General features: G+C 42.2%; 21 protein-coding genes, 5 tRNA genes and 3 rRNA genes. 26 read left to right on the top strand and 3 right to left on the bottom strand.

The features are described 5' to 3' along the window. Nucleotides 1-42 precede the first annotated feature (42 nt). From purE to purB, 6 genes are all read left to right on the top strand, one after another. A complete protein-coding gene (purE, locus tag V471_RS03060) occupies nt 43-531 on the top strand; it encodes a 5-(carboxyamino)imidazole ribonucleotide mutase (protein WP_014633767.1) in 489 nt (162 codons plus the stop codon). Continuing rightward, a complete protein-coding gene (gene purK, locus V471_RS03065) occupies nt 518-1,609 on the top strand; it encodes a 5-(carboxyamino)imidazole ribonucleotide synthase (protein WP_084871093.1) in 1,092 nt (363 codons plus the stop codon). Before purE ends, purK begins: the two co-directional genes overlap by 14 nt. After that, nucleotides 1,610-2,560: a ketopantoate reductase family protein gene (locus V471_RS03070; RefSeq protein ID WP_002886305.1), complete on the top strand. Its 951-nt coding sequence runs from the start codon at nt 1,610-1,612 to the stop codon at nt 2,558-2,560. Nucleotides 2,561-2,568: 8 nt separating this feature from the next. Next, a complete protein-coding gene (locus V471_RS03075; protein WP_002886306.1) occupies nt 2,569-2,796 on the top strand; it encodes a hypothetical protein in 228 nt (75 codons plus the stop codon). A gap of 9 nt (nt 2,797-2,805) precedes the next feature. Further along, nucleotides 2,806-4,062 (top strand): SNIPE associated domain-containing protein, encoded by a 1,257-nt coding sequence (locus tag V471_RS03080; RefSeq protein WP_002886307.1) that lies wholly within the window; start codon nt 2,806-2,808, stop codon nt 4,060-4,062. Nucleotides 4,063-4,442: 380 nt separating this feature from the next. Beyond that, on the top strand, nt 4,443-5,741 hold the full coding sequence (gene purB / locus V471_RS03090; protein ID WP_002886310.1) for an adenylosuccinate lyase: 1,299 nt from the start codon (nt 4,443-4,445) through the stop codon (nt 5,739-5,741). Nucleotides 5,742-6,617: 876 nt separating this feature from the next. Here purB and argS read toward each other — a convergent pair. Beyond that, entirely contained in the window at nt 6,618-8,309 is a 1,692-nt protein-coding gene (gene argS, locus V471_RS03095; RefSeq protein WP_002886311.1) for an arginine--tRNA ligase, read from the bottom strand. Nucleotides 8,310-8,463: 154 nt separating this feature from the next. Between argS and argR the strand changes: the two genes are divergently transcribed. Genes argR through mutS form a run of 3 tightly spaced genes read left to right on the top strand, consistent with a single transcriptional unit; the run spans nt 8,464 to nt 11,802 of the window. After that, a complete protein-coding gene (argR, locus tag V471_RS03100) occupies nt 8,464-8,892 on the top strand; it encodes an arginine repressor (protein ID WP_172453860.1) in 429 nt (142 codons plus the stop codon). After that, complete coding sequence (locus V471_RS03105) at nt 8,892-9,251, top strand: YlbF family regulator (protein ID WP_084871095.1); 360 nt, start codon at nt 8,892-8,894, stop codon at nt 9,249-9,251. Before argR ends, V471_RS03105 begins: the two co-directional genes overlap by 1 nt. Further along, a complete protein-coding gene (gene mutS, locus V471_RS03110; RefSeq protein WP_084871096.1) occupies nt 9,244-11,802 on the top strand; it encodes a DNA mismatch repair protein MutS in 2,559 nt (852 codons plus the stop codon). Before V471_RS03105 ends, mutS begins: the two co-directional genes overlap by 8 nt. Nucleotides 11,803-11,835: 33 nt before the next feature. On the opposite strand, the gene V471_RS03115 is transcribed toward mutS, so the two are convergent. Both V471_RS03115 and V471_RS03120 read right to left on the bottom strand, forming a co-directional pair. Further along, the gene (locus V471_RS03115) at nt 11,836-12,291 is read right to left on the bottom strand and encodes a DUF3021 domain-containing protein (RefSeq protein ID WP_084871097.1); all 456 of its coding nucleotides are present in this window, start codon (nt 12,289-12,291) and stop codon (nt 11,836-11,838) included. After that, nucleotides 12,288-12,725 (bottom strand): LytTR family DNA-binding domain-containing protein, encoded by a 438-nt coding sequence (locus V471_RS03120; RefSeq protein ID WP_014633775.1) that lies wholly within the window; start codon nt 12,723-12,725, stop codon nt 12,288-12,290. The genes V471_RS03115 and V471_RS03120 overlap by 4 nt, the downstream gene beginning before the upstream one ends. 178 nt (nt 12,726-12,903) lie before the next feature. On the opposite strand from V471_RS03120, the gene V471_RS03125 reads away from it, so the two are divergent. The 17 genes from V471_RS03125 to V471_RS03205 all read left to right on the top strand — a co-directional run bounded on the left by V471_RS03125 (nt 12,904) and on the right by V471_RS03205 (nt 26,740). Next, entirely contained in the window at nt 12,904-13,209 is a 306-nt protein-coding gene (locus V471_RS03125) for a hypothetical protein (RefSeq protein WP_002886319.1), read from the top strand. Nucleotides 13,210-13,258: 49 nt separating this feature from the next. Then, entirely contained in the window at nt 13,259-15,202 is a 1,944-nt protein-coding gene (mutL, locus tag V471_RS03130) for a DNA mismatch repair endonuclease MutL (protein WP_084869677.1), read from the top strand. A 130-nt stretch (nt 15,203-15,332) separates the two neighbouring features. Next, a complete protein-coding gene (locus tag V471_RS03135) occupies nt 15,333-15,554 on the top strand; it encodes a hypothetical protein (RefSeq protein WP_002886321.1) in 222 nt (73 codons plus the stop codon). Between the two features lie 157 nt (nt 15,555-15,711). Continuing rightward, nucleotides 15,712-16,302, top strand: a complete 591-nt coding sequence (ruvA, locus tag V471_RS03140) for a Holliday junction branch migration protein RuvA (RefSeq protein WP_004181981.1) — start codon at nt 15,712-15,714, stop codon at nt 16,300-16,302. Nucleotides 16,303-16,310: 8 nt separating this feature from the next. Continuing rightward, complete coding sequence (locus V471_RS03145; protein ID WP_084871098.1) at nt 16,311-16,865, top strand: DNA-3-methyladenine glycosylase I; 555 nt, start codon at nt 16,311-16,313, stop codon at nt 16,863-16,865. Between the two features lie 96 nt (nt 16,866-16,961). Continuing rightward, nucleotides 16,962-18,233 (top strand): competence/damage-inducible protein A, encoded by a 1,272-nt coding sequence (locus tag V471_RS03150; RefSeq protein ID WP_084871099.1) that lies wholly within the window; start codon nt 16,962-16,964, stop codon nt 18,231-18,233. 35 nt (nt 18,234-18,268) lie between these two features. Then, nucleotides 18,269-19,408, top strand: coding sequence for a recombinase RecA (gene recA, locus V471_RS03155; RefSeq protein ID WP_014633715.1), 1,140 nt, complete (start codon nt 18,269-18,271; stop codon nt 19,406-19,408). A 130-nt stretch (nt 19,409-19,538) separates the two neighbouring features. Then, nucleotides 19,539-20,525, top strand: a complete 987-nt coding sequence (locus tag V471_RS03160) for an IS30 family transposase (protein WP_084871100.1) — start codon at nt 19,539-19,541, stop codon at nt 20,523-20,525. A 137-nt stretch (nt 20,526-20,662) separates the two neighbouring features. Then, on the top strand, nt 20,663-21,061 hold the full coding sequence (spx, locus tag V471_RS03165; protein WP_002886328.1) for a transcriptional regulator Spx: 399 nt from the start codon (nt 20,663-20,665) through the stop codon (nt 21,059-21,061). A 421-nt stretch (nt 21,062-21,482) separates the two neighbouring features. Continuing rightward, nucleotides 21,483-23,030, top strand: a 16S ribosomal RNA gene (locus V471_RS03170). A gap of 54 nt (nt 23,031-23,084) precedes the next feature. Next, a tRNA-Ala gene (locus V471_RS03175) sits at nt 23,085-23,157 on the top strand. A gap of 146 nt (nt 23,158-23,303) precedes the next feature. Beyond that, a 23S ribosomal RNA gene (locus tag V471_RS03180) occupies nt 23,304-26,203 on the top strand. Nucleotides 26,204-26,286: 83 nt separating this feature from the next. Then, a 5S ribosomal RNA gene (gene rrf / locus V471_RS03185) occupies nt 26,287-26,402 on the top strand. The 16S, 23S and 5S rRNA genes sit together here with 5 tRNA genes alongside, the layout of an rRNA operon. A 5-nt stretch (nt 26,403-26,407) precedes the next feature. After that, nucleotides 26,408-26,480: transfer RNA gene (locus V471_RS03190), tRNA-Val, on the top strand. A gap of 4 nt (nt 26,481-26,484) precedes the next feature. Further along, nucleotides 26,485-26,555 (top strand) — tRNA-Gly (locus V471_RS03195). A 33-nt stretch (nt 26,556-26,588) separates the two neighbouring features. Then, nucleotides 26,589-26,662: transfer RNA gene (locus V471_RS03200), tRNA-Ile, on the top strand. A 6-nt stretch (nt 26,663-26,668) separates the two neighbouring features. After that, a tRNA-Glu gene (locus tag V471_RS03205) sits at nt 26,669-26,740 on the top strand. The last annotated feature ends 8 nt before the right edge of the window (nt 26,741-26,748 follow it).

Raw genomic sequence — 26,748 nt, forward strand, 5'->3', positions numbered from 1 at the left:
ACCACCTAAGACCATTATCAAAAAAGAAAAAGGATATTAACTATGAAACCAGTAATTTCCATTATCATGGGCTCAAAATCTGACTGGGCAACCATGCAAAAAGCCGCTGAAGTCCTCGACAACTTTGGTGTCGCTTACGAAAAGAAAGTTGTTTCCGCACACCGTACACCGGACCTCATGTTCAAGCATGCCGAAGAAGCACGTAGTCGTGGCATCAAGGTCATCATCGCAGGTGCTGGTGGCGCTGCTCACTTGCCAGGTATGGTTGCTGCTAAAACAACCCTTCCAGTCATTGGTGTTCCAGTCAAATCACGTGCCCTCAGTGGCGTGGATTCGCTCTATTCTATCGTTCAGATGCCAGGTGGTGTTCCAGTCGCAACCATGGCTATCGGTGAAGCTGGTGCGACTAATGCAGCCCTCTTTGCCCTTCGTCTCCTCTCAGTAGAAGACAAGGCCATTGCGGATGCGCTTGCTAACTTTGCTGAAGAACAAGGAAAAATCGCAGAGGAGTCTACAAATGAGCTCAACTAAAACCATTGGAATCATCGGTGGTGGCCAGCTCGGTCAGATGATGGCTATCTCAGCTATTTACATGGGCCACAAGGTTATCACCCTTGATCCTGCGGCAGATTGTCCATCTTCTCGTGTGTCTGAGGTTATCGTGGCACCTTATGACGATGTGGACGCCCTTCGTCAGTTGGCGGACAGCTGTGATGTTCTCACTTATGAGTTTGAAAATGTCGATGCTGACGGCCTTGATGCTGTTATCAAAGACGGTCTGCTCCCACAAGGAACAGACCTGCTTCGCATTTCACAAAACCGTATCTTTGAGAAGGACTTCCTCTCAAACAAGGCTAAAGTGACGGTTGCGCCTTACAAGGTTGTGACATCTAGCCTTGATTTGGAAGATATTGACCTTTCTAAAAAATACGTTCTCAAGACAGCGACAGGCGGTTACGATGGCCACGGTCAAAAAGTTATCACGTCAACCGACGATTTGGAAGAGGCCAATGCACTTGCTAACTCAGCTGAGTGTGTCTTGGAAGAGTTCGTTAACTTCGACCTTGAAATTTCAGTCATCGTGTCTGGTAACGGCAAGGATGTGACAGTTTTCCCAGTTCAGGAAAATATCCACCGTAACAACATCCTCTCTAAAACTATCGTTCCTGCTCGCATCTCTGACAGTTTAGCTGAGAAAGCTAAAGCTATGGCTGTGAAGATTGCTGAGCAACTTAACCTCTCTGGTACCCTCTGTGTGGAAATGTTTGCGACTGCTGATGACATCATCGTCAACGAAATCGCCCCACGCCCACACAATTCAGGACACTACTCAATCGAAGCTTGCGACTTTTCACAGTTTGACACGCATATCTTGGGCGTTCTCGGAGCGCCACTCCCAACAATCCACCTCCATGCGCCAGCTGTCATGCTCAATGTCCTCGGGCAGCACGTCGAAGCAGCTGAGCGTTATGTCACAGAAAATCCAAGCGACCACCTCCACATGTATGGTAAACTAGAAGCGAAGCATAACCGCAAAATGGGTCATGTGACTTTGTTTAGTGATGAACCAGATAATGTGGTTGAGTTTGGGAAAGGAATTGATTTTTAGGTGAAAATAGCAATCCTAGGACTCGGAGTCATTGGAACGACTTATGCCTATGCTTTTCAAAAAGCAGGTCATCAAGTAGAACATGTCCTTAGAGACAGTAAGCGGAACAATGCTCCCAAATCCCTATCGGTTGATTTGCTAGATGGTCGCTATCATTCCAAAGGTGAGAACAAGCATGATACCTATGAGGTTCATGTGGCAGAAGCTGATTCGGAATATGATTTTATTTTTCTCAGTGTTCGTCATGGTTTTGTCAAAGAAGCCGTGGAAACCTTGCGAAAAAATAATATCAAAGGCACCCTTGTTTTCTTCTGTAATTTCTGGGATACTCGAAAAGAGGTCCAAGAGTGGGCAGGAGATTACGACTATATTCTGGCCTTTCCGACAGCGGGTGGTCATATGCAGGAAGACCATTTGGATGGTGTCTTGTTTGACCATTTAATGCTCGAAGGTGAGCAAAAAGCGCACATTTCTAACTATTCTGATTTGACGACTTTGCTGAGTTCTGCAGATTTGAAGTGGGAAGTGCCTCATGATATGGTCGAGTGGATTTGGATTCACATGGCGATTAATGCGGGTGTTACTTCGACAGCTGCACGTTCAGGAAATTTGGAAAATCCAGAAGAATTGGCTTTGAACTTGATGAATAGTTCTTCGGAATTATCATTGGCCATTAAGGCCATTCGAGAAGCTTTGAAAGTCGTAGAAGCGCGTGGTGTGAATTTGAAGCTTTACAAAGCCGAACTCTTGCCATACAAAATTCCCGCTTGGATAGCAGGAAAAGCCATGAAAGTCATGTTTGCGAAAAATGAGCTGACCCGAAAAATTATGACCTTGCACAATGATAAACAGGACATCTTCTATTGTTGTCAAAGTGTTTATCAGACTGGTCAGGAGTTAGGTATTGAGATGCCCATTCTGGAAGCAAATATGAAGGGAATTTCGATTTAGGAGATTTTATGATTCAACTCATCGTCAACGCATTTGTTGAAAAAGATAAGACTGGAGCAGTCGTCGAAGTCTTGTATGCTAGTAGCAATCACGAAAAAGTGAGAGCTAAGTATGAAGAGTTGGTTGCTCAATATCCTGAAAACTATTTAGCTATCTATGATTTGCCGATGGATACTGATTTGAATACACTAGATCACTATCCATCAGTGTGGATTGGGAAAGAGGAGTTTGAGTAGGAGACCTTAATGGCGATATTTAATTTTGGAAAACCCAAAGATGAAGCTTTAGAAAATAAAATTCAGAGATTAAATCAAGAGATTGCTATTCAAAAAGCAAAACTGGCAGATTTAAAAGCTCAAATAAAGATAGCAGACGATATAGTCTCGTTAAATACTGAGTTATCTCAGAAACGGTCAGAATTATTTGCTATTCAGAACGAGATTTCCTTAGCTAATGACACACTTGGATTACAAGAGTTTGGATTTTTTGAAAGACAGTATAAGTTTTCTGATAGCACAAAATATAAGGAAGCTTTAGATAATTTGAGAAAACAGCAGAAAGACTTAGTTAAATCTGGTCAGGCTGGTAGAATTATAGTACCTATGCTTTTAGATAATAATCAAAGCAAGGGAAGGGCAATGCAGAATCAGCTTATTAAAGCAGCTATTCGTGGCTTTAATGGTGAAGCGGATGCCTTGTTAGTAAAAGTTTCTGTTTCGAATGTTGAAAAGAAAATTCAGGCATTGAAGAAAGCATTCCAACAACTAAATAGAATGTATTCACGTAATCAAATTGAAATTACTATACCCTATCTAAATTTGAAAATTGAAGAATTACGTCTAGCTGCTGAGTTTGAGCTACAGAAGCAAGAAGAAAAAGAATTACTTCGAGAGCAAAGAGCAAAAGAGCGTGAGGACAAAAAACTTCAGGCTGAAATTAAAGCACGTCGAAAGCAATTGGAAAAAGATAGAACTCACTTTAAAAATATGGTTTCTAAGGTTGAGGAACTTTTGAAAAATGCTACTGGTGAAGAGTTTGAAGAACTTCAGAGACAGTTATCTGAGTACCAAGATAAATTATCTGAATTAGATGAAATCGAAGAAGATATTGATTATCGTGAAGGTCATGCAACTGCCGGCTACGTATATGTAATCTCTAACATTGGTTCTTTTGGTGAAGATGTTTATAAAATTGGAGTTACTCGTCGTTTAGAACCTCTTGAACGCATCAGGGAATTAAGTAGTGCGTCTGTACCTTTTCAATTTGATGTTCATGCTTTGATTTTTAGTGAGGAAGCCTTTGCATTAGAGACTGAATTACATAATCAACTAAGTGAGTATAAGGTTAATAAAGTAAATAACCGTAAAGAATACTTCAAGGTTCCATTTGAAAAAATTAAGGCACTTTTGGATAAACACGAAGAGTTAACTATAGAATTAAATGAGAACGCTGAAGCATTCGAATATAGACAGAGTAAATTAGTGGGTGGTCAATTTAAATGAAGTTTTGGCTTATTCTATCGTTAATAATATGTTTTATAGGTTGTGTAATGGGAGTTCTAGGTATGGGAGAACCAAGTGATTGGAAGTCTCAGACAACAAACAGTATTACTACTGATAGAGAAAAAAACAATTATTCTTTAAAACAAAGGTTTTATTTTGCTATAGGAACAATTGTTTGTGTACTACTAATAATGGCTATATTAGTTATATAATTTAAACAAAATATAAATAAAAAGAAAGGAACAAGGGTACTCGTATTCACAAAAACTGAATACGGGCTACGGACTTGGTCAAAAAGATAGTTTTTCCTAGAAGCTGACGCTTCTTCGTCTAAACTCCTATTTTGACTGTGTCCGCTTAACGCCCTTAATATCTTAATTATGATCGAACGTTATTCACGCCCTGAGATGGCGAACATTTGGACTGAAGAAAATAAATACCGTGCTTGGCTTGAGGTGGAAATCTTGGCTGACGAAGCATGGGCTGAATTGGGAGAAATCCCTAAGGAAGATGTGGCTTTGATTCGCGAAAAAGCGGACTTTGACATCGACCGTATTCTTGAAATCGAGCAGCAAACACGTCACGATGTGGTTGCCTTCACACGTGCGGTTTCTGAGACTCTTGGTGAAGAGCGTAAGTGGGTTCACTATGGTTTGACTTCTACTGACGTGGTAGATACTGCCTATGGTTACCTCTACAAACAAGCCAACGACATCATCCGCAAGGACCTTGAAAACTTCCTTAACATCATCGCTGACAAAGCGAAAGAACACAAGTTCACGATCATGATGGGTCGTACGCACGGTGTGCACGCTGAACCTACAACTTTTGGTCTTAAATTGGCCACTTGGTACAGCGAAATGAAACGTAACATCGAGCGTTTCGAGCATGCGGCTGCTGGCGTGGAAGCTGGTAAGATTTCTGGTGCGGTAGGTAACTTTGCCAACATTCCACCATTCGTTGAAAAATACGTCTGCGATAAATTGGGTATCCGTGCTCAAGAAATCTCTACACAGGTGCTTCCTCGTGACCTTCACGCTGAGTACTTTGCAGTTCTTGCTAGCATTGCAACTTCTATCGAGCGTATGGCAACTGAAATCCGTGGTCTTCAAAAATCTGAACAACGTGAAGTGGAAGAATTCTTTGCCAAAGGTCAAAAAGGGTCTTCAGCAATGCCTCACAAACGTAACCCAATCGGTTCTGAAAACATGACAGGTCTTGCGCGTGTCATCCGTGGTCACATGGTGACAGCTTATGAAAACGTAGCCCTTTGGCACGAACGTGATATCTCTCACTCATCAGCTGAGCGTATTATCGCACCAGACACAACAATCTTGATTGACTACATGCTCAACCGTTTCGGAAACATCGTTAAGAACTTGACAGTCTTCCCAGAAAACATGATCCGCAATATGAACTCTACATTTGGTCTTATCTTCAGCCAACGTGCTATGCTTACTTTGATTGAAAAAGGCATGACACGTGAGCAAGCTTACGATCTTGTTCAACCAAAGACTGCCCAATCATGGGATAACCAAGTAGACTTCAAGCCACTTCTTGAATCAGATCCAGAGGTAACATCTCGTCTCACTCAAGAAGAAATCGACGAAATCTTCAACCCAGTTTACTACACTAAACGTGTTGATGAAATCTTCGAACGCATCGGTTTGGGTGACTAATCTAAACAAAATAACAGAAAGCAGGTTTGCCCTGCTTTTTTTGATAGTGACATTTATGTCACTAGTTTTGTTTCCTTTTCAGCCTTATAATAGGGTCATCACAAGAAAACGATCAGAAAGGAGAAGTTAGTAATCTTAAAAGGACGACTTAACTATTTACTGGAACTTAGCCTCTTAATAGTAAGCATTGCTTATAATATCATCCGCATCATGAATGATCTTGGAAGTATCAAAGCCCCCTCTTGGTTTTTAGAGATGGATATTCCTAGTGGTTCCTTACTATTACTTATTTTGCTTATTATTTTAAAAAGCGATAAAAAATAATAATCTCTTAAGCTACTTTTAAGTTTATTAAGATATATTATAACCATCCTAGTAAGGCAGCTAGCTTTTGTGAGCTAGAGGTAACATAATTTTTTCATAACAAATCTCCCCGAAGAAAGTCTAGAAATCTAGGCTTTTTCTTCTTTTTTGAGGTTTTATATAGGATATTTTAAGAAAATGCTTGAAAACCCTTCCAAAACAAGGTAATATAGTTATATAAAGATTCTATTGGACAAGCGGTCACCTTGGAGGATTAGGAAGAAGAGGTTGGGAAGCCTGTACAATCGTATCTTTTCAGCGGTCTTTGGACTGTTGTGAAAATCCCTTAGGGGATTTTTTTCTGCGATTTAAGGTTTCTTTAAGGAAGTCAGGTTATACTTTAAGTCTCCTAAATAACTTTTACTGAACGCAGTTCAGTAAGTCTCGTTGGCTTACACTTTTTGTAGAACAACGAACTTTTCTTTTTCATAATCTCCAAAAGAGCTCAACACGCTGTGTTGGGTTCTTTTTTTGGCAATTAAAAAAAACGCCCGTAGGCGTTTTGAATATGGCTTACATCTCGTCTGGAGCTTCAACACCAAGAAGGCGAAGGGCTTCTTTGAGGACTGTTGCTGTTGCGTAGCAAAGAGCTAAACGGCTGTCACGTTCTGGGCTTTCGTCCAAGATACGTGTGTGCGCATAGTATTTGTTAAAGGCTTGGGCCAAGCTGATAGCAAATTTCGCAACGATAGATGGCTCAAAGTTGTCTGATGCACGGTTGATGATACGTGGGAAGTCTTGGATGAGTTTGATGATTTCCCAGCTTTCAACGTCGTTTAGGCTGTATGTAGCATCTGCAGATGGCGTGAAGTTAGCCTTGCGCAAGATAGATTGGATACGAGCGTGTGCATATTGAACGTAAGGTCCAGTTTCTCCCTCGAAGGATACCATGGCATCAAGGTCGAAGTCGTAACCATTCATACGATCTGTTTTAAGGTCGTAGAACTTGATAGCTCCGACACCTACAGCATGAGCAACAGCTTCCTTGTTAGGCAAGTTTGGATTCTTAGCTTCGATTTGAGCTTGGGCACGGTTAACAGCTTCAGCAATAGTTGGCTCAAGCAAAATAACGTTACCCTTACGAGTTGACAATTTCTTACCGTTCTTAGTTACAAGACCAAAGGCAACGTGAGTCATGTCGTCAGACCAGTCGTAGCCCATTTCTTTAAGAACAGCTTTCAACTGTTTGAAGTGAGCAGATTGTTCATTACCAACCACATAGATGGCTTTGGCAAAGTCGTAAGTACGTTTACGGTAGAGGGCAGCAGCCAAGTCACGTGTGATGTAAAGTGTCGCACCATCTGATTTTTTGATGAGGGCTGGGTGTTCGATACCGTATTTTTCAAGGTTAACCACTTGGGCACCTTGAGATTCTTGGAGAAGTCCTTTTTCTGTCAAGATGTCAACGACTTCATCCATCTTATCATTGTAGAAGGCTTCACCGTTGTAGCTATCAAAAGAAACACCGAGTTCATCATAAAGACGGTTGAATTCCACCAAGCTTTCGTCACGGAACCATTGCCAAAGGGCAGTTGCCTCCTCGTCACCAGCTTCCAATTTGCGGAACCATTCACGAGCTTCTTCGTCTACAGATGGGTCTTCTTCAGCTTCGGCATTGATGCGCACATAAAGTTGAAGGAGTTCATTGATAGGGTTGGCTTTGACAGCTTCCTCGCTACCCCATTTCTTATAGGCAACAATCAGCATACCAAACTGTTTACCCCAGTCACCCAAGTGGTTGATGCGGACTGGTTTGTAGCCTTGTTTAGCTACGATGTTGGCAAGAGCATCAGCGATAACTGTTGAACGCAAGTGACCGATAGAGAAAGGTTTAGCGATGTTAGGACTAGACATATCAAAGGCGATGTTACGTCCGTGACCGATGTTTTGGTCAGCGTAGTGGCTGCCTTGAGCGATGACTTGTCCAAGAACGTCCGCTGAGATTTTTGATTTATCAAGGAAGAAGTTGATGTAAGGACCAACAGCTTCAACTTTTTCAAAGTTTGAGGCATCGATTTTTTCAGCGATGTCTGCTGCAATTATTTGAGGAGCCTTGCGCAAGACTTTAGCCAATGAGAAGGCAGGAAAGGCGAGGTCCCCCATGTCAGCATTTTTAGGGGTTTCAAGCAGATTTTGAATGTTTTCTTGTTCCAATTCGGGAACAACTTTGGCAATTTCTGCTGCAATGAGTTCTTTAGTATTCATAGGTACTCCATTTCAAATCTTGTCGTTCATACCTATTTTACCATTATTTTAGTTAATAGGGTAGGGACAAGAAAGCATCTATTAGGAAGAATTCCATGAAAAAATACAAAAATTCTGTTATAATATGCAAAGAATATACATAAAAAGAGGAAAGATAATGAAGAGAGATCGTCAAGCTGTTATCAAACAGATGATTTCAAGAGATAAGATTGGGACACAAGAGGAAATTAAGCAACGCCTAGAGGCGGAAGGTATCACAGTTACTCAGGCTACCTTGTCACGTGACTTGCGTGAGATTGGCCTCTTGAAGCTTCGTGATGAAGAAGGCAGACTCTACTATAGTTTGTCTGAGCATGTGCTTCCAAGTTTGGATCCTACGGTTAAGGACTATGTTAAATCAGTTTCCCGTGCCCAGTTTATGCTGGTCCTCCACACAGAGTTGGGTGAAGCTGATGTTTTGGCAAACTTAATTGACAGTGATTGCAATCCTGAAATTTTAGGAACTGTTGCTGGCGCAGATACCCTCTTGGTAATCTGTAAGGATGCTGTGGTTGCTGAAAAACTGGAAAGCGAGTTTCACTGATGAACACTCCTCATCAGGATCTCCAAAAAGCCAAAGAAGAGTTAATTGACCTCCTCAAACACCATGAGGCGGTTCTTGCTTTTCAAGAGGCTGAGAAAGCTATTGGACAGGTCCCTCAAATCAGTCATCTAGCTGGACAGATGAAGGCTTATCAACAAGAAGCAGTGCTTTTTCAAAAAATCGAGAAACAACGTGCCTATGAGGAGGCAGGTGAGCAGGCAGATTTGATTCAGCATGAGTTGGAAAATTTGCCTATTGTTCAAGACTACCGTCAAAAAATGCAGGATGCCAGTGACTTGGTCCAATATGTGACCAAGTCTATCGAAGAAAGGATTAACGAGGAGTTAAGACATGGCTAAGGAAAAAATATCTCCAGGAATGCAGCAGTATTTGGATATCAAGGAAAATTATCCAGATGCTTTTTTGCTCTTCCGTATGGGTGATTTTTACGAATTATTTTATGATGATGCCGTTAAGGCTGCCCAGATTTTGGAAATTAGCCTAACCAGTCGTAATAAGAACGCCGATAATCCCATTCCTATGGCTGGTGTTCCTTATCATTCAGCTCAATCTTATATTGATGTCTTGGTTGAGATGGGCTACAAGGTAGCCATTGCTGAGCAGATGGAGGACCCTAAACAGGCTGTTGGTGTGGTTAAGCGTGAGGTGGTTCAGGTTATCACGCCAGGTACAGTGGTTGACAGTTCTAAACCTGATAATGCCAATAATTTCTTGGTAGCTATTGACAAGGCTGGAAGTCGATTCGGCCTGGCCTATATGGATGTGTCAACGGGTGAATTTTTTGCGACAGAGTTGGACGATTTCAGTTCAGTTTGTAGTGAAATTCAGAACCTTAAGGCACGTGAAGTAGTGGTTGGTTATGATTTATCCGAAGCTGATGAACAAATTTTGGTGAAGCAACTCAACCTTCTACTTTCCAAGGAAACAGAGGTTTACGATGATGTCCACTTGATTGACACTAGCTTGACAGATTTGGAAAGCAGTGTAGCGGGTAAACTTCTCCAGTATGTGCACCGTACTCAGATGCGTGAGCTCAGCCATTTACAAAAAGCTCAGCACTATGAGATTAAGGATTACTTGCAGATGTCCTATGCGACCAAGTCGAGTTTGGATTTACTGGAAAATGCTAGAACAGGTAAGAAACATGGTTCTCTTTTCTGGCTCTTGGATGAAACCAAGACAGCTATGGGAATGCGTCTCTTACGTACTTGGATTGATAGACCTTTAGTAAATCAGGCTGCAATCGTGGAGCGTCAGAATATTATCCAAGTTTTCTTGGACAATTTCTTCGAGCGTAGTGATCTGACTGAGAGTCTTAAAGGGGTTTACGATATTGAGCGCCTGGCCAGCCGTGTTTCCTTTGGAAAGGCTAATCCTAAAGATTTGATTCAGCTAGGTCATACCCTAGCTCAGGTTCCAGTTATTAAGGCGATTTTGGAGTCTTTTGATGACGAGGCCTTGTCACGTCTTTTACAAGAGCTAGATGCTCTGCCAGAATTAGAGAGTCTGATTCGGTCGGCTATTGATCCCGATGCTCCTGCAACCATTACAGAAGGTGGCATTATCCGTGCTGGTTTTGATGAGACCTTGGACAAGTATCGCAAGGTGATGAGTGAGGGGACATCATGGATTGCGGATATCGAAGCCAAGGAACGTGAAGCGTCTGGTATTACAACACTAAAAATTGATTATAACCGTAAAGATGGTTACTACTTCCATGTGACCAACTCTAACCTTAGCTTGGTTCCTGACCATTTCTTCCGCAAGGCAACCCTGAAAAATTCAGAGCGTTTTGGAACTGCTGAGTTGGCTAAGATTGAAGGTGAAATGCTTGAGGCACGTGAAAAATCATCAACGCTAGAGTATGATATTTTCATGCGTGTCCGTGAGCAGGTGGAACGCTATATTGACCGTTTGCAATCTTTGGCTAAGGCCATTGCGACAGTCGATGTGCTTCAGAGTTTAGCAGTTACAGCAGAGACGAATCATTATGTTCGTCCTGCGTTCAATGATGAGCATCGTATCGTTATTGATCAAGGCCGTCATGCGGTGGTTGAGAAGGTTATGGGTGTTCAGGAATACATTCCAAACACGATTACCTTTGACAGTCAGACCAATGTTCAGCTCATCACAGGGCCAAATATGAGTGGTAAATCTACCTATATGCGTCAGTTGGCTTTGTCAGTCGTTATGGCTCAGATGGGCTCTTACGTACCAGCAGATAGTATTGATTTGCCAGTTTTTGATGCCATCTATACACGTATTGGTGCTGCAGATGACCTGATTTCAGGTCAGTCAACCTTCATGGTTGAGATGATGGAAGCTAATCAGGCTATTAAGCGGGCGACACCTAATTCCTTGATTATTTTTGATGAGTTGGGACGTGGGACAGCCACCTATGATGGTATGGCTCTAGCTCAGTCTATCATTGAGTTTATTCATGACAAGGTAGGAGCTAAAACCATGTTTGCTACCCATTATCATGAGTTGACAGCCCTGTCAAATACTTTGACACACCTTGTCAACGTTCATGTGGCGACACTTGAAAAGGACGGAGAGGTGACTTTCCTTCACAAGATTGTCGATGGCCCAGCTGACAAATCTTATGGTATTCATGTAGCTAAGATTGCAGGTTTACCAGCAGATTTACTGGAACGTGCTGACACCATCTTGACACAATTAGAGGGCGAGACAGTTACCATCCGACCTCAGGAAAAGGTATCGCCTCAAGAGAAGCCAGCCACTGAAACACATGTCAACGAGCAAATCTCTCTCTTTGATGATTTTACTGAAAATCCGGTTCTTCAAGAGTTACGTGATTTGGACATTTACAATATGACACCGATGCAGGTCATGATGGCTGTAGCGGATTTAAAACAGAAACTATAAAAGAAGCTTGTCGATTGACAGGCTTCTTGTCTTTTATAGGTGTTTCAATTCTTTGTTGAGTTGTTCAATATCCTTTTTCATTTTCCAATAAGAGAAGACCCAAACGAGGAGATAGATAAGGCTGAATTCAATGACTAGCTCCAAGTAGAAAGTTAAACGTAGAGGGAACCATCCGCTGAGGGTAGCTAGTGGAATGAAACCTAGACAGGTCAAGGCGTAGTGAGTGAGGGTTGCACGAAGTAAACTCCACTCAGCCTTACGGAAAATATAACTAGCGACTTCAAAGAGGATACCGATAGCAAACCAAGTGATGAGGCAGTAGGCCAATACCAAAGATCCGTGAACCTGATGTGACGTCATCCATTGTCCAATGGCTGAGTGAGGATTTAGTGGCATGTAGCTTGGTGCCCAGATAAGAGACATAATCATGGATACGACAAGTCCGATAAGGATGCCCTTTGTGCCTGATTTAAAAAGTTGCTTTTTCATTGTAATTTCTCCTTTATTGCTTTGAGGTAACGGCGTGATGAGTAGGTGGTTTCCTTGTTTTTAAGGTGAATTTCAACGAGGCCGTTAGGGGTAATGTTGAAGCGTTCAATTTCTTTGAGGTTGACAATCTCTGATTGTGAGATTTTGATAAAGTAAGATGGCAGTTTTTCTAAAACTTGATAGAGACGTAAGCCTAAGTGGTACTCTCCTTGAATAGTTTCAGCTAGAACTTGACGATTTTCGATGTAGATTCTGGAAATAGCATTAGACTCGATGAAATAAGTTTCGCCATCTTTTTTTCCTTTGAGTCGTTGGTTATCATCCAAAGATTCGACAAACTCGACCACTTGCTGAATCTTGGGCGTCCGACTAGGTGCCTGAATCTGCAACATTTCTTCTTGAAATACCGAGTCAATCTGAACTTTTATTTTCATAACTATCCTTTCTTATTGGTAATTGAGGAGGCCTCCTCCCTTTCACACCTTTATTAAACACTATTTACTAGTCCACAGCAATAGCGTTTGTCTATGTGGTCCTATGTGGTGTCTAAGTGGTTGAAAATATTTTCGAAAACCCCTATACTTAATGAAAACGTACTGACGAGGTAATCACATGAAATCTATAATGAAATGGCTAGCAGGAATTTTTCTTGCCTGCAGTCTGATTTTGAGCTTTTTTACACCTTTTGAAAAGGCGCTAACACTGAACTTGCTTTTGCTTTATTTCTTTGTGAAGCAGTTTATGGATTCGACAAGTTCACCCAAAACCTACCAATGGATTTTCCAAGTCATCTACCTCTTGATTTTTTCTGGGCTCATTTGGTTCAACCTTCGTCATGGGGATATGATTGTTATAGCCACAGCCTTATCTTGGCTAACAGTTGTGTGTGAGTTATGGCTTTATAGGAAGCATCAGTAACAGTTAGAAACATTGTTCTCTCAACCTTTTAGAAGGGAAAATAATAATTATGCCAAAAATCATCGAATTGCCTGAGGTGTTAGCCAACCAGATTGCTGCTGGTGAGGTCGTAGAGCGTCCAGCTAGTGTTGTCAAAGAGTTGGTGGAAAATGCTATTGATGCAGGTAGCACCCAGATTACCATTGAAGTTGAAGAATCAGGTCTCTCAAAAATTCAAATCACAGACAATGGTGAAGGAATGGCTCAAGCTGATGTGGCCATGAGTTTGCGCCGTCATGCAACAAGTAAAATCAAAAATCAAGGAGATCTCTTTCGTATTCGAACCCTTGGTTTTCGAGGTGAGGCCCTACCATCAATAGCTTCTATCAGCCACCTAACTATTGTGACAGCAGCGGATGGAGAAGCCTATGGGACTAAACTGGTTGCTAAAGGTGGAGAAATTGAGAGTCAGGACCCTATTTCAACACCAGTTGGAACAAAGATTACCGTTGAAAACTTATTTTATAATACCCCAGCTCGTCTCAAGTATATGAAGAGTTTACAGGCTGAGTTGGCTCATATTGTCGATGTTGTCAATCGTCTGAGTCTAGCTCATCCCGAGGTTGCCTTTACCCTGCTTAATGATGGTCGTCAGTTGACACAGACATCAGGTACTGGAGACCTCCGTCAAGCCATTGCTGGTATTTATGGTTTGACAACGGCTAAAAAAATGGTGGAGATTTCAAATTCTGACCTTGATTTTGAAGTTTCTGGATATGTTAGTCTCCCTGAGTTGACCCGTGCGAATCGTAACTACATTACGATTCTCATTAACGGACGTTATATTAAAAACTTCCTGCTTAACCGTGCTATTTTTGATGGTTATGGTTCTAAACTCATGGTAGGACGCTTCCCTATTGCGGTTATTGATATTCAGATTGATCCTTATTTGGCTGATGTCAATGTTCACCCAACCAAGCAGGAAGTACGTATTTCTAAAGAAAAAGAGCTCATGGCCCTTATCAGCTCAGCCATTGCTCAAAGCCTTAGAGAGCAGGATTTGATTCCTGATGCCCTTGAAAATCTAGCCAAGTCTAGTACCAGAGGTGCAGCTAAGCCAGTTCAAACCAGTCTTCCACTCAAACAAACCAATCTTTACTATGATAGCAGTCGTAATGATTTCTTTGTCAAACCAGAGACAGTCCAAGAAGATATCAAACCTCTTGTATCAGAGTCAGAGTCTCCAGTTTCATCGGTAGAAAATAAACCGCAACCTTCTGTTAAACAGGCACAACGTTCAGTAGATGAAGGTGATAGCGAACACGAAAAACTTGATTATAAAAACAAGTCGAAAATGAAGCGCATGCTTGAAAATCTGGATAATGAGGAAACATCAACCTTCCCTGAATTAGAGTTTTTTGGTCAAATGCATGGAACCTATCTCTTTGCGCAAGGACAAGGTGGACTTTACATCATTGACCAACATGCTGCTCAAGAACGTGTCAAGTATGAGTACTATCGTGAAAAGATCGGTGAGGTTGACAGCAGTTTACAACAGCTCTTGGTTCCTTATCTCTTTGAATTTTCAGGTTCAGACTACATTAGTTTACAAGAAAAAATGCCCCTTCTGAATCAGGTTGGTATCTATTTAGAGCCTTATGGGAATAATACCTTCATTCTTCGTGAACATCCTATCTGGATGAAGGAAGAAGAGATTGAATCAGCAGTCTATGAAATGTGTGACATGCTTCTTTTGACGAATGAAGTGTCTGTCAAGACCTACCGTGCTGAGTTAGCCATCATGATGAGTTGTAAACGTTCAATCAAGGCCAATCATGCACTTGATGATTACTCTGCGCGTGACCTCCTAGTACAGCTTGCACAGTGTAAAAATCCCTACAATTGCCCTCACGGACGTCCAGTACTTGTCAACTTTACCAAGTCTGATATGGAAAAAATGTTCCGTCGTATCCAAGAAAATCATACCAGTCTACGTGACCTAGGGAAGTATTAAAACTTTTTTTGGTCTTGCTTTACGAATAGGAATGTTAGATTTATAATAGTGGTGAAGATGAGGAATCTTCTAATGTTTTAGCGGATCATTGTAGGATGATTGCCTGATTTTTAAGTTAGGAGGTATAGTGATGAGACACCTAACAAAAACTAATAAACACTTTTTACTTGTTGGCTTAACATTTTTAGCGACTAGCTTGATTTTCTATATTTTGGCCTGGTTAGGTCAACCAAGTTTGGAGAATACTCTCGTAAATGTTTCTAGCATTGCCTTTACTTTAGGCGTTGTAACATATATTCTATTAGGTCTAAAGATGATTACAGATACTTTAAAGACGAGTAGTCATCCTTAAAATAGAGCAAACAGAATCCACTTTCGAGTGGATTTTTTGTTACAATAGTACAGCAGTGCTTGAGATGACAAAATAAACACTCAAGACAATTATCTTACGAGTATAAAATGATAAAGCAACCCATTGAAGAAACGAACGAGAAAGGAAATCACACGCTATGTATGATTACATCAAGGGAACTCTAGTGAAAATTACCGCCAAGTATATTGTTATAGAAGCAAACGGCTTAGGTTATATTGTCACTGTAGCGAATCCATATAGTTTTTCTGACCAAATGAATCAGACTATCCAAGTCTATCTTCATCAGGTTATTAGAGATGATGCCCACCTTCTTTTTGGTTTTCATACTGAAGATGAAAAAGAGGTCTTCCTTAAGCTTATTTCAGTTTCTGGAATAGGTCCGACGACTGCCCTAGCCATTGTTGCTGTAGATGATAATCAAGGCTTGGTTGCTGCTGTTGATAATAGTGACATCAAGTACTTGATGAAGTTTCCAAAGATTGGTAAAAAGACAGCTCAACAAATGGTTCTGGATTTGGCAGGGAAATTTGCAGAGTTACCAACAGAAACAACCAAGACGACACCAAGTCAACCTGAAGGGAATCATCAATTGGATGAGGCTATGGAAGCCTTGCTTGCTCTTGGTTATAAAGCCGCAGAACTTAAGAAAATCAAAGCCTTCTTCGAAGGTACTAATGAAACGGCAGAGCAATACATTAAATCAGCTCTTAAGATGTTGATGAAATGAGGTAAGCAATGGTCAATCGTTGTCGTTGGGTTCCAACAAACAATAAATTATATTGTGATTATCATGATAAGGAGTGGGGAAAGCCTATTGGTGACGACCAAAAACTTTTTGAGCTGCTTTGCTTAGAAAGTTATCAGTCAGGGCTTTCTTGGTTAACCGTTTTAAATAAAAGACAGGCCTTTAATCATGTTTTTCATGATTATGATATTGAGCGTGTTGCCCGGTTTAGTCTAAGTGAACTTGAAGATGCGCTTCAAAATCCAGACATCATTAGGCACAAACTTAAGCTAGAAGCAACCGTAAATAATGCCAAACAAGTACTAAAACTCCAAGATGAATTTGGCTCTCTGTCCCATTATTTTTGGCATTACTTTGATGGAAAGCCCTTGATAAATAATGTACCCACATATAAGGATGTCCCATCATCAACTGACTTATCCCAACAGATTGCCAAAAATCTAAAAAAGAGAGGGTTCAAATTTTTAGGACCGACTACTATATATTCATTTTTACAAGCCGCAGGATTTGTGAATGATCATGAAAACAACTGTGACTTCAAATAAATGAGTAGATTTGATTGACAAGACGAGAAAAACGTGTTAGTTTATAAACGAACATGTTTTTGAGATTATTTTACGAATAATAATATAGGTGAACCAATGAAAGCTGAATTGATTGCAGTAGGAACTGAAATCCTAACCGGGCAAATCACCAATACCAATGCCCAATTTTTATCTGAGAAACTAGCTGAACTAGGAATTGACGTGTACTTTCACACAGCAGTAGGAGACAATGAAAGTCGCCTACTTTCAGTTCTTGATCAAGCCAGTCAGCGTAGTGATTTAGTCATTCTTTGTGGTGGACTTGGCCCTACTGAGGACGACCTAACCAAGCAAACACTGGCTAAATTTTTAGGAAAAGAACTCGTTTTTGATGAGGAGGCTAGTAAAAAACTGGATAGTTTCTTTGCTACTCGTCCTAAACACACACGAACGCCTAATAATGAACGTCAAGCACAAATTGTTGAGGGAGCTATTCCCTTGCAAAACCCGACAGGTCTTGCAGTTGGAGGGATTATTACTGCTCAAGGGGTGACCTATGTAGTCTTACCTGGTCCACCAAGTGAACTCAAACCTATGGTGAATCAAGAACTTATTCCAGCTCTTACTGAGAATCACTCAAGTCTTTATTCGAGAGTCCTAAGATTCTTCGGCGTTGGAGAAAGTCAATTAGTGACTGTTCTTAAGGATTTTATTGTTAACCAAACAGATCCAACCATAGCTCCATACGCTAAAGTGGGGGAAGTAACACTTCGCTTGTCAACGAAGGCTTCTTCGCAAGAAGAAGCAGATCAAAAACTAGATGTTTTAGAAAAACAAATTCGTTCGACTAAAACTCTAGATGGCAAATCCTTATCTGATTTCATTTATGGATATGGAGAGTCTAATAGTTTAGCCTTTGAAGCTTTTCGTTTGCTTAAGCACCATGGCAAGACCATCACTGCAGCTGAAAGCCTAACAGCAGGTTTATTTCAGGCTAGTATTGCTGATTTTTCAGGGGCCTCACAAGTATTTAAAGGTGGATTTGTTACTTATAGCATTGAAGAAAAAGCTAAAATGTTGGATATTCCCTTGTCGCAACTAGAAGAACATGGTGTTGTCAGTCATTTTACTGCAGAAAAAATGGCTGAAGGTGCTCGAGCTAAAACAGATAGCGATTATGGAGTTGCACTTACCGGTGTAGCTGGACCAGATTCATTAGAAGGACACCCAGCAGGTACGGTATTTATTGGTATTGCTGATAGGAATCAAGTAAGGTCAATCAAGGTTGTTATAGGTGGAAGAAGTCGTTCTGATGTTAGATATATTAGTACCCTCTATGCCTTTAACCTAGTTCGCCAAGCTTTATTACAAGAAGACAACTTGATTTAAGTTTGTCTTTAACTATAGAAAGAAGAGGAAAATAAGTGGCTAAGAAAACAAAGAAAACAGAAGAAATTACAAAGAAATTTGGAGATGAGCGTCGTAAAGCACTTGATGATGCTTTGAAGAATATTGAAAAAGATTTTGGTAAAGGTGCAGTGATGCGTCTTGGTGAGCGTGCAGAGCAGAAAGTTCAAGTTATGAGTTCAGGCTCGCTAGCTTTGGATATTGCTCTTGGTGCAGGTGGTTATCCTAAAGGTCGTATTATTGAAATTTACGGACCAGAATCATCAGGTAAGACAACTGTAGCCCTCCATGCTGTTGCTCAAACACAAAAAGAAGGCGGAATTGCTGCCTTTATCGATGCAGAGCATGCCCTTGACCCTGCTTATGCGGCAGCCCTAGGTGTTAATATTGATGAGCTTCTTTTGTCACAACCTGATTCAGGTGAACAAGGTCTCGAAATTGCCGGTAAGCTGATTGACTCTGGTGCAGTTGATTTGGTTGTTGTTGACTCAGTTGCAGCTTTGGTACCTCGTGCAGAAATTGATGGAGATATTGGTGACAGCCATGTCGGACTTCAAGCGCGTATGATGAGTCAAGCCATGCGTAAGCTTTCTGCTTCTATCAACAAAACAAAAACAATTGCTATCTTCATTAACCAATTGCGTGAAAAAGTTGGTATTATGTTTGGTAATCCAGAAACAACCCCTGGTGGACGTGCTCTAAAATTCTATGCATCAGTACGTCTTGATGTACGTGGAAATACGCAAATCAAAGGGACTGGTGATAAAAAAGACCAAAATGTTGGTAAGGAAACTAAAATTAAGGTTGTTAAAAACAAGGTTGCTCCACCATTTAAAGAAGCCTTTGTTGAAATTATGTATGGTGAAGGGATTTCACAAACAGGTGAGCTTGTAAAAATCGCTAGTGACTTAGGCATTATTCAAAAAGCTGGAGCGTGGTTCTCATACAATGGAGAGAAGATTGGTCAAGGATCTGAAAATGCTAAAAAATATTTGGCAGATCATCCAGAAATTTTTGAAGAAATTGATCATAAAGTACGTGTACACTATGGTTTGATTGAACCAGATGAAGAGGATATTGTTGAAGAAGCACAAGTTGAAGAAACATCTGATGAACTTGTTTTAGACCTAGATTCAACCATTGAAATTGAAGAATAAGTGTAAAAGAGCCGACGAGCTCTTTTTTTCTGTTTTAATCTCTTGAATATACAATATAAGTGCACAATAAAAACTCATAAGATTTTCTAGTAAAATAGAATTGAACGAACTAGTTACGAAAGGAAATCTTATGAGCTACCATCATTTTACCATAGACGAGAGTGAAAGTATTCTCATTTACCGTACGCAAGGCCTAAATTTTTCTCAAATTGCTAAGTTACTTCATCGTCATCCATCTAGTATTAGTCGTGAGTGGAAGCGGCATCTAAAAGAAGGAAGCTATTCTCCAAGTCATGCACAGGAATCTTACCATATGGCTAAATCACACTGTGGACGAAAACGTATGCTTGAAATAGATCACAATTTAAGCAATACCGTCAAACATCTATTTCTCAATTACCAATGGTCTCCTGAAGAAATAGAAGGTCGGTTGCGAATAGAGTATGGAAAAACTGTTATTAGTTATCAAACAATCTATAGAGCCATTTACAGAGGTCATTTTGATGATAACTCACTATCTCATGGTGCTCGTGGTGTCATTCGTAAACTTCGTCATCGTGGGAAAACACGTCATACTAAAGGTCATGTTGAAAATAGAGGGAAAATATCCATTTCTCATACAATTCACGAAAGACCAGAAGAAGCTAATAATCGAACTAGAATAGGAGATTGGGAAGCCGATACTGTTGCAGGTAAAACTGGAAAAGCTTGTTTAGTGACTCTAACAGACCGTTATTCTCGTTTTCTAAAAATCAAAAAGGTAGCTGTTAAGAAAAGCAAGTTGGTAATAGAAGCTATGGTAAAAATGTTAGAACCCTTGACGAAGTATACAGTAACTCCTGATAGAGGGAAAGAATTCACGTATCATCAGAAATTGAGTGATCAATTGAACATTGAAGTCTATTTTCCTGACCCTCATGCTCCATGGCAACGAGGAACCAATGAGAACACGAATGGATTACTTAGAGAATATTTTCCAAAGGGTAGTGATCTAACATTGGTTGATGATCAGACTATTCAGCTATGGGAGAACAAACTTAATAATAGGCCACGAAAATGTCTTAACTGGAAAACACCTTATGAAGTATTCTATGGGGAAAGTATGCACTTAATTTGACAATTCAAGCTAAATAAAAAACGGTCTATGGTAATTGAAAAAAGTCACCAAGATTCAAAATAGGTCGCTAGACCGATTTCTTAAATCAAGGACAGTGATAAGATAATAGTATCATGTGACAGAAAGAGAGAATTAACATGATTAAGATTTATACAATCTCAAGTTGTACAAGTTGTAAAAAAGCAAAAACATGGTTGAACAACCATCAACTTCCTTATAAAGAACAAAACCTTGGTAAAGAACCACTTACAAAAGAAGAAATCTTAAACATCCTATCAAAAACAGAGAATGGTGTTGAGAGTATTGTTTCATCAAAAAATCGCTATGCTAAAGCTCTAAATTGTGATATCGACGAGCTCAGTGTCAGTGAAGTGATTGATTTGATTCAAGAAAACCCAAGAATCTTGAAGAGTCCAATCTTAATTGATGATAAGAGATTGCAAGTGGGTTATAAGGAAGATGATATCCGTGCTTTCTTACCACGTTCAATACGAAATGTCGAAAATTCACAAGCACGCATGCGCGCAGCTCTATAAAAAAGTAAAAAAGGAGATACTTGCGATCTTCTTTTTACGTTTACTCTGGTATAGAAAATAAGTATTGACATTAGTTCGCAAACTTGATAGACTAATAAAGTCTTAAGGAAATTGTCCAGTAACAAAAAGTTTGAAAAACTTTAAAAAAGTTATTGACAAGACAGGTCAGAGATGATATTATAAATAAGCTGTTTCGCGAGAGACAGCGGACACGAGAAGTGAAAAAAAACTTCAAAAAAAGTGTTGACAAGGCATTCTAAATTTGCTAGAATATAGAAGTTGTCTTAAGAGAGACAAAGACCTTTGAGAACTGAATAAGAAACCAAGTGCAGGGTTATAGAAGAAATTATAACCTGTCAATTTACAAGAATAAATCGTCAGACGACGGTAATGAGTTAACGCTCGAACAATTATTAAATTTTTTAATGAGAGTTTGATCCTGGCTCAGGACGAACGCTGGCGGCGTGCCTAATACATGCAAGTAGAACGCTGAAGAGAGGAGCTTGCTCTTCTTGGATGAGTTGCGAACGGGTGAGTAACGCGTAGGTAACCTGCCTTGTAGCGGGGGATAACTATTGGAAACGATAGCTAATACCGCATAACAATGGATGACCCATGTCATTTATTTGAAAGGGGCAAATGCTCCACTACAAGATGGACCTGCGTTGTATTAGCTAGTAGGTGAGGTAACGGCTCACCTAGGCGACGATACATAGCCGACCTGAGAGGGTGATCGGCCACACTGGGACTGAGACACGGCCCAGACTCCTACGGGAGGCAGCAGTAGGGAATCTTCGGCAATGGGGGCAACCCTGACCGAGCAACGCCGCGTGAGTGAAGAAGGTTTTCGGATCGTAAAGCTCTGTTGTAAGTCAAGAACGAGTGTGAGAGTGGAAAGTTCACACTGTGACGGTAGCTTACCAGAAAGGGACGGCTAACTACGTGCCAGCAGCCGCGGTAATACGTAGGTCCCGAGCGTTGTCCGGATTTATTGGGCGTAAAGCGAGCGCAGGCGGTTTGATAAGTCTGAAGTTAAAGGCTGTGGCTCAACCATAGTTCGCTTTGGAAACTGTCAAACTTGAGTGCAGAAGGGGAGAGTGGAATTCCATGTGTAGCGGTGAAATGCGTAGATATATGGAGGAACACCGGTGGCGAAAGCGGCTCTCTGGTCTGTAACTGACGCTGAGGCTCGAAAGCGTGGGGAGCGAACAGGATTAGATACCCTGGTAGTCCACGCCGTAAACGATGAGTGCTAGGTGTTGGATCCTTTCCGGGATTCAGTGCCGCAGCTAACGCATTAAGCACTCCGCCTGGGGAGTACGACCGCAAGGTTGAAACTCAAAGGAATTGACGGGGGCCCGCACAAGCGGTGGAGCATGTGGTTTAATTCGAAGCAACGCGAAGAACCTTACCAGGTCTTGACATCCCGATGCTATTTCTAGAGATAGAAAGTTACTTCGGTACATCGGTGACAGGTGGTGCATGGTTGTCGTCAGCTCGTGTCGTGAGATGTTGGGTTAAGTCCCGCAACGAGCGCAACCCCTATTGTTAGTTGCCATCATTCAGTTGGGCACTCTAGCGAGACTGCCGGTAATAAACCGGAGGAAGGTGGGGATGACGTCAAATCATCATGCCCCTTATGACCTGGGCTACACACGTGCTACAATGGTTGGTACAACGAGTTGCGAGTCGGTGACGGCAAGCTAATCTCTTAAAGCCAATCTCAGTTCGGATTGTAGGCTGCAACTCGCCTACATGAAGTCGGAATCGCTAGTAATCGCGGATCAGCACGCCGCGGTGAATACGTTCCCGGGCCTTGTACACACCGCCCGTCACACCACGAGAGTTTGTAACACCCGAAGTCGGTGAGGTAACCTTTTGGAGCCAGCCGCCTAAGGTGGGATAGATGATTGGGGTGAAGTCGTAACAAGGTAGCCGTATCGGAAGGTGCGGCTGGATCACCTCCTTTCTAAGGAAAAACGGAATGTACTTGAGTTTCTTATTTAGTTTTGAGAGGTCTTGTGGGGCCTTAGCTCAGCTGGGAGAGCGCCTGCTTTGCACGCAGGAGGTCAGCGGTTCGATCCCGCTAGGCTCCATTGAATCGCAAGATTCAAGTATTGTCCATTGAAAATTGAATATCTATATCAAATTCCATATGTAATTAATTACATATAGATAGTAACAAGAAAATAAACCGAAACGCTGTGAATATTTAATGAGTTAGGTCGAAAGACCAAAATAAGGTTAAGTTAATAAGGGCGCACGGTGGATGCCTTGGCACTAGAAGCCGATGAAGGACGTGACTAACGACGAAATGCTTTGGGGAGCTGTAAGTGAGCAATGATCCAGAGATGTCCGAATGGGGGAACCCGGCAGGTAATGCCTGTCACTCATTACTGTTAAGGTAATGTAGAGGAAGACGCAGTGAACTGAAACATCTAAGTAGCTGCAGGAAGAGAAAGCAAAAGCGATTGCCTTAGTAGCGGCGAGCGAAACGGCAAGAGGGCAAACCGAAGAGTTTACTCTTCGGGGTTGTAGGACTGCAACGTGGACTTAAAGATTATAGAAGAACTACCTGGGAAGGTAGGCCAAAGAGAGTAATAGCCTCGTATTCGAAATAGTCTTTATACCTAGCAGTATCCTGAGTACGGCGAGACACGAGAAATCTCGTCGGAATCTGGGAGGACCATCTCCCAACCCTAAATACTCTCTAGTGACCGATAGTGAACCAGTACCGTGAGGGAAAGGTGAAAAGCACCCCGGGAGGGGAGTGAAATAGAACCTGAAACCGTGTGCCTACAACAAGTTCGAGCCCGTTAATGGGTGAGAGCGTGCCTTTTGTAGAATGAACCGGCGAGTTACGATATGATGCGAGGTTAAGTTGAAGAGACGGAGCCGTAGGGAAACCGAGTCTTAATAGGGCGTATTAGTATCATGTCGTAGACCCGAAACCATGTGACCTACCCATGAGCAGGTTGAAGGTGAGGTAAAACTCACTGGAGGACCGAACCAGGGCACGTTGAAAAGTGCTTGGATGACTTGTGGGTAGCGGAGAAATTCCAAACGAACTTGGAGATAGCTGGTTCTCTCCGAAATAGCTTTAGGGCTAGCGTCGATGTTAAGTCTCTTGGAGGTAGAGCACTGTTTGGGTGAGGGGTCCATCCCGGATTACCAATCTCAGATAAACTCCGAATGCCAACGAGATATAATCGGCAGTCAGACTGCGAGTGCTAAGATCCGTAGTCGAAAGGGAAACAGCCCAGACCACCAGCTAAGGTCCCAAAATATATGTTAAGTGGAAAAGGATGTGGGGTTGCACAGACAACTAGGATGTTAGCTTAGAAGCAGCTATTCATTCAAAGAGTGCGTAATAGCTCACTAGTCGAGTGACCCTGCGCCGAAAATGTACCGGGGCTAAAACATATTACCGAAGCTGTGGATACCTTTATAGGTATGGTAGGAGAGCGTTCTATGTGCGAAGAAGGTGTACCGTGAGGAGTGCTGGAGCGCATAGAAGTGAGAATGCCGGTATGAGTAGCGAAAGACAGGTGAGAATCCTGTCCACCGTAAGACTAAGGTTTCCAGGGGAAGGCTCGTCCGCCCTGGGTTAGTCGGGACCTAAGGAGAGACCGAAAGGTGTATCCGATGGACAACAGGTTGATATTCCTGTACTAGAGTATATAGTGATGGAGGGACGCAGTAGGCTAACTAAACCAGACGATTGGAAGTGTCTGGCCAAGCAGTGAGGTGTGATATGAGTCAAATGCTTATATCTATAACATTGAGCTGTGATGGGGAGCGAAGTTTAGTAGCGAAGTTAGTGATGTCACACTGCCGAGAAAAGCTTCTAGCGTTAATTATACTCTACCCGTACCGCAAACCGACACAGGTAGTCGAGGCGAGTAGCCTCAGGTGAGCGAGAGAACTCTCGTTAAGGAACTCGGCAAAATGGCCCCGTAACTTCGGGAGAAGGGGCGCTGACTTATGGTCAGCCGCAGTGAATAGGCCCAAGCAACTGTTTATCAAAAACACAGCTCTCTGCTAAATCGTAAGATGATGTATAGGGGGTGACGCCTGCCCGGTGCTGGAAGGTTAAGAGGAGTGCTTAGCAATAGCGAAGGTATGAATTGAAGCCCCAGTAAACGGCGGCCGTAACTATAACGGTCCTAAGGTAGCGAAATTCCTTGTCGGGTAAGTTCCGACCCGCACGAAAGGCGTAATGATTTGGGCACTGTCTCAACGAGAGACTCGGTGAAATTTTAGTACCTGTGAAGATGCAGGTTACCCGCGACAGGACGGAAAGACCCCATGGAGCTTTACTGCAGTTTGATATTGAGTATCTGTACCACATGTACAGGATAGGTAGGAGCCTATGACCTCGGGACGCCAGTTTCGAGTGAGGCGTTGTTGGGATACTACCCTTGTGTTATGGCTACTCTAACCCAGATAGGTTATCCCTATCGGAGACAGTGTCTGACGGGCAGTTTGACTGGGGCGGTCGCCTCCTAAAAGGTAACGGAGGCGCCCAAAGGTTCCCTCAGAATGGTTGGAAATCATTCGCAGAGTGTAAAGGTATAAGGGAGCTTGACTGCGAGAGTTACAACTCGAGCAGGGACGAAAGTCGGGCTTAGTGATCCGGTGGTTCCGCATGGAAGGGCCATCGCTCAACGGATAAAAGCTACCCTGGGGATAACAGGCTTATCTCCCCCAAGAGTTCACATCGACGGGGAGGTTTGGCACCTCGATGTCGGCTCGTCGCATCCTGGGGCTGTAGTCGGTCCCAAGGGTTGGGCTGTTCGCCCATTAAAGCGGCACGCGAGCTGGGTTCAGAACGTCGTGAGACAGTTCGGTCCCTATCCGTCGCGGGCGTAGGAAATTTGAGAGGATCTGCTCCTAGTACGAGAGGACCAGAGTGGACTTACCGCTGGTGTACCAGTTGTTCTGCCAAGAGCATCGCTGGGTAGCTATGTAGGGAAGGGATAAACGCTGAAAGCATCTAAGTGTGAAGCCCACCTCAAGATGAGATTTCCCATGATTTTATATCAGTAAGAGCCCTGAGAGATGATCAGGTTGATAGGTTAGAAGTGGAAGTGTGGTGACACATGTAGCGGACTAATACTAATAGCTCGAGGACTTATCCAAAGAAAGTAACTGAGACATATTGACAACGATTTGGTTTCTTGATACAGTATAGATATTCAATTTTGAGTTGAGAATACTCAGAGTTAAGTGACGATAGCCTAGGAGATACACCTGTTCCCATGCCGAACACAGAAGTTAAGCCCTAGTACGCCTGATGTAGTTGGGGGTTGCCCCCTGTTAGATACGGTAGTCGCTTAGCGCAAAGGGAGTTTAGCTCAGCTGGGAGAGCATCTGCCTTACAAGCAGAGGGTCAGCGGTTCGATCCCGTTAACTCCCATTAAGCGGGTGTAGTTTAGTGGTAAAACTACAGCCTTCCAAGCTGTTGTCGCGAGTTCGATTCTCGTCACCCGCTTTATTTGGAAACAAATAACCAAGCATTTAGCTTGGGCGCGTAGCTCAGATGGTTAGAGCGCACGCCTGATAAGCGTGAGGTCGGTGGTTCGATTCCACTCGTGCCCATTATATGGTCCGTTGGTCAAGGGGTTAAGACACCGCCTTTTCACGGCGGTAACACGGGTTCGAATCCCGTACGGACTATATTTTAT

Source organism: Streptococcus salivarius, assembly GCF_002094975.1.
In the GTDB taxonomy this organism is placed as follows: Bacteria; Bacillota; Bacilli; order Lactobacillales; family Streptococcaceae; genus Streptococcus; species Streptococcus salivarius_D.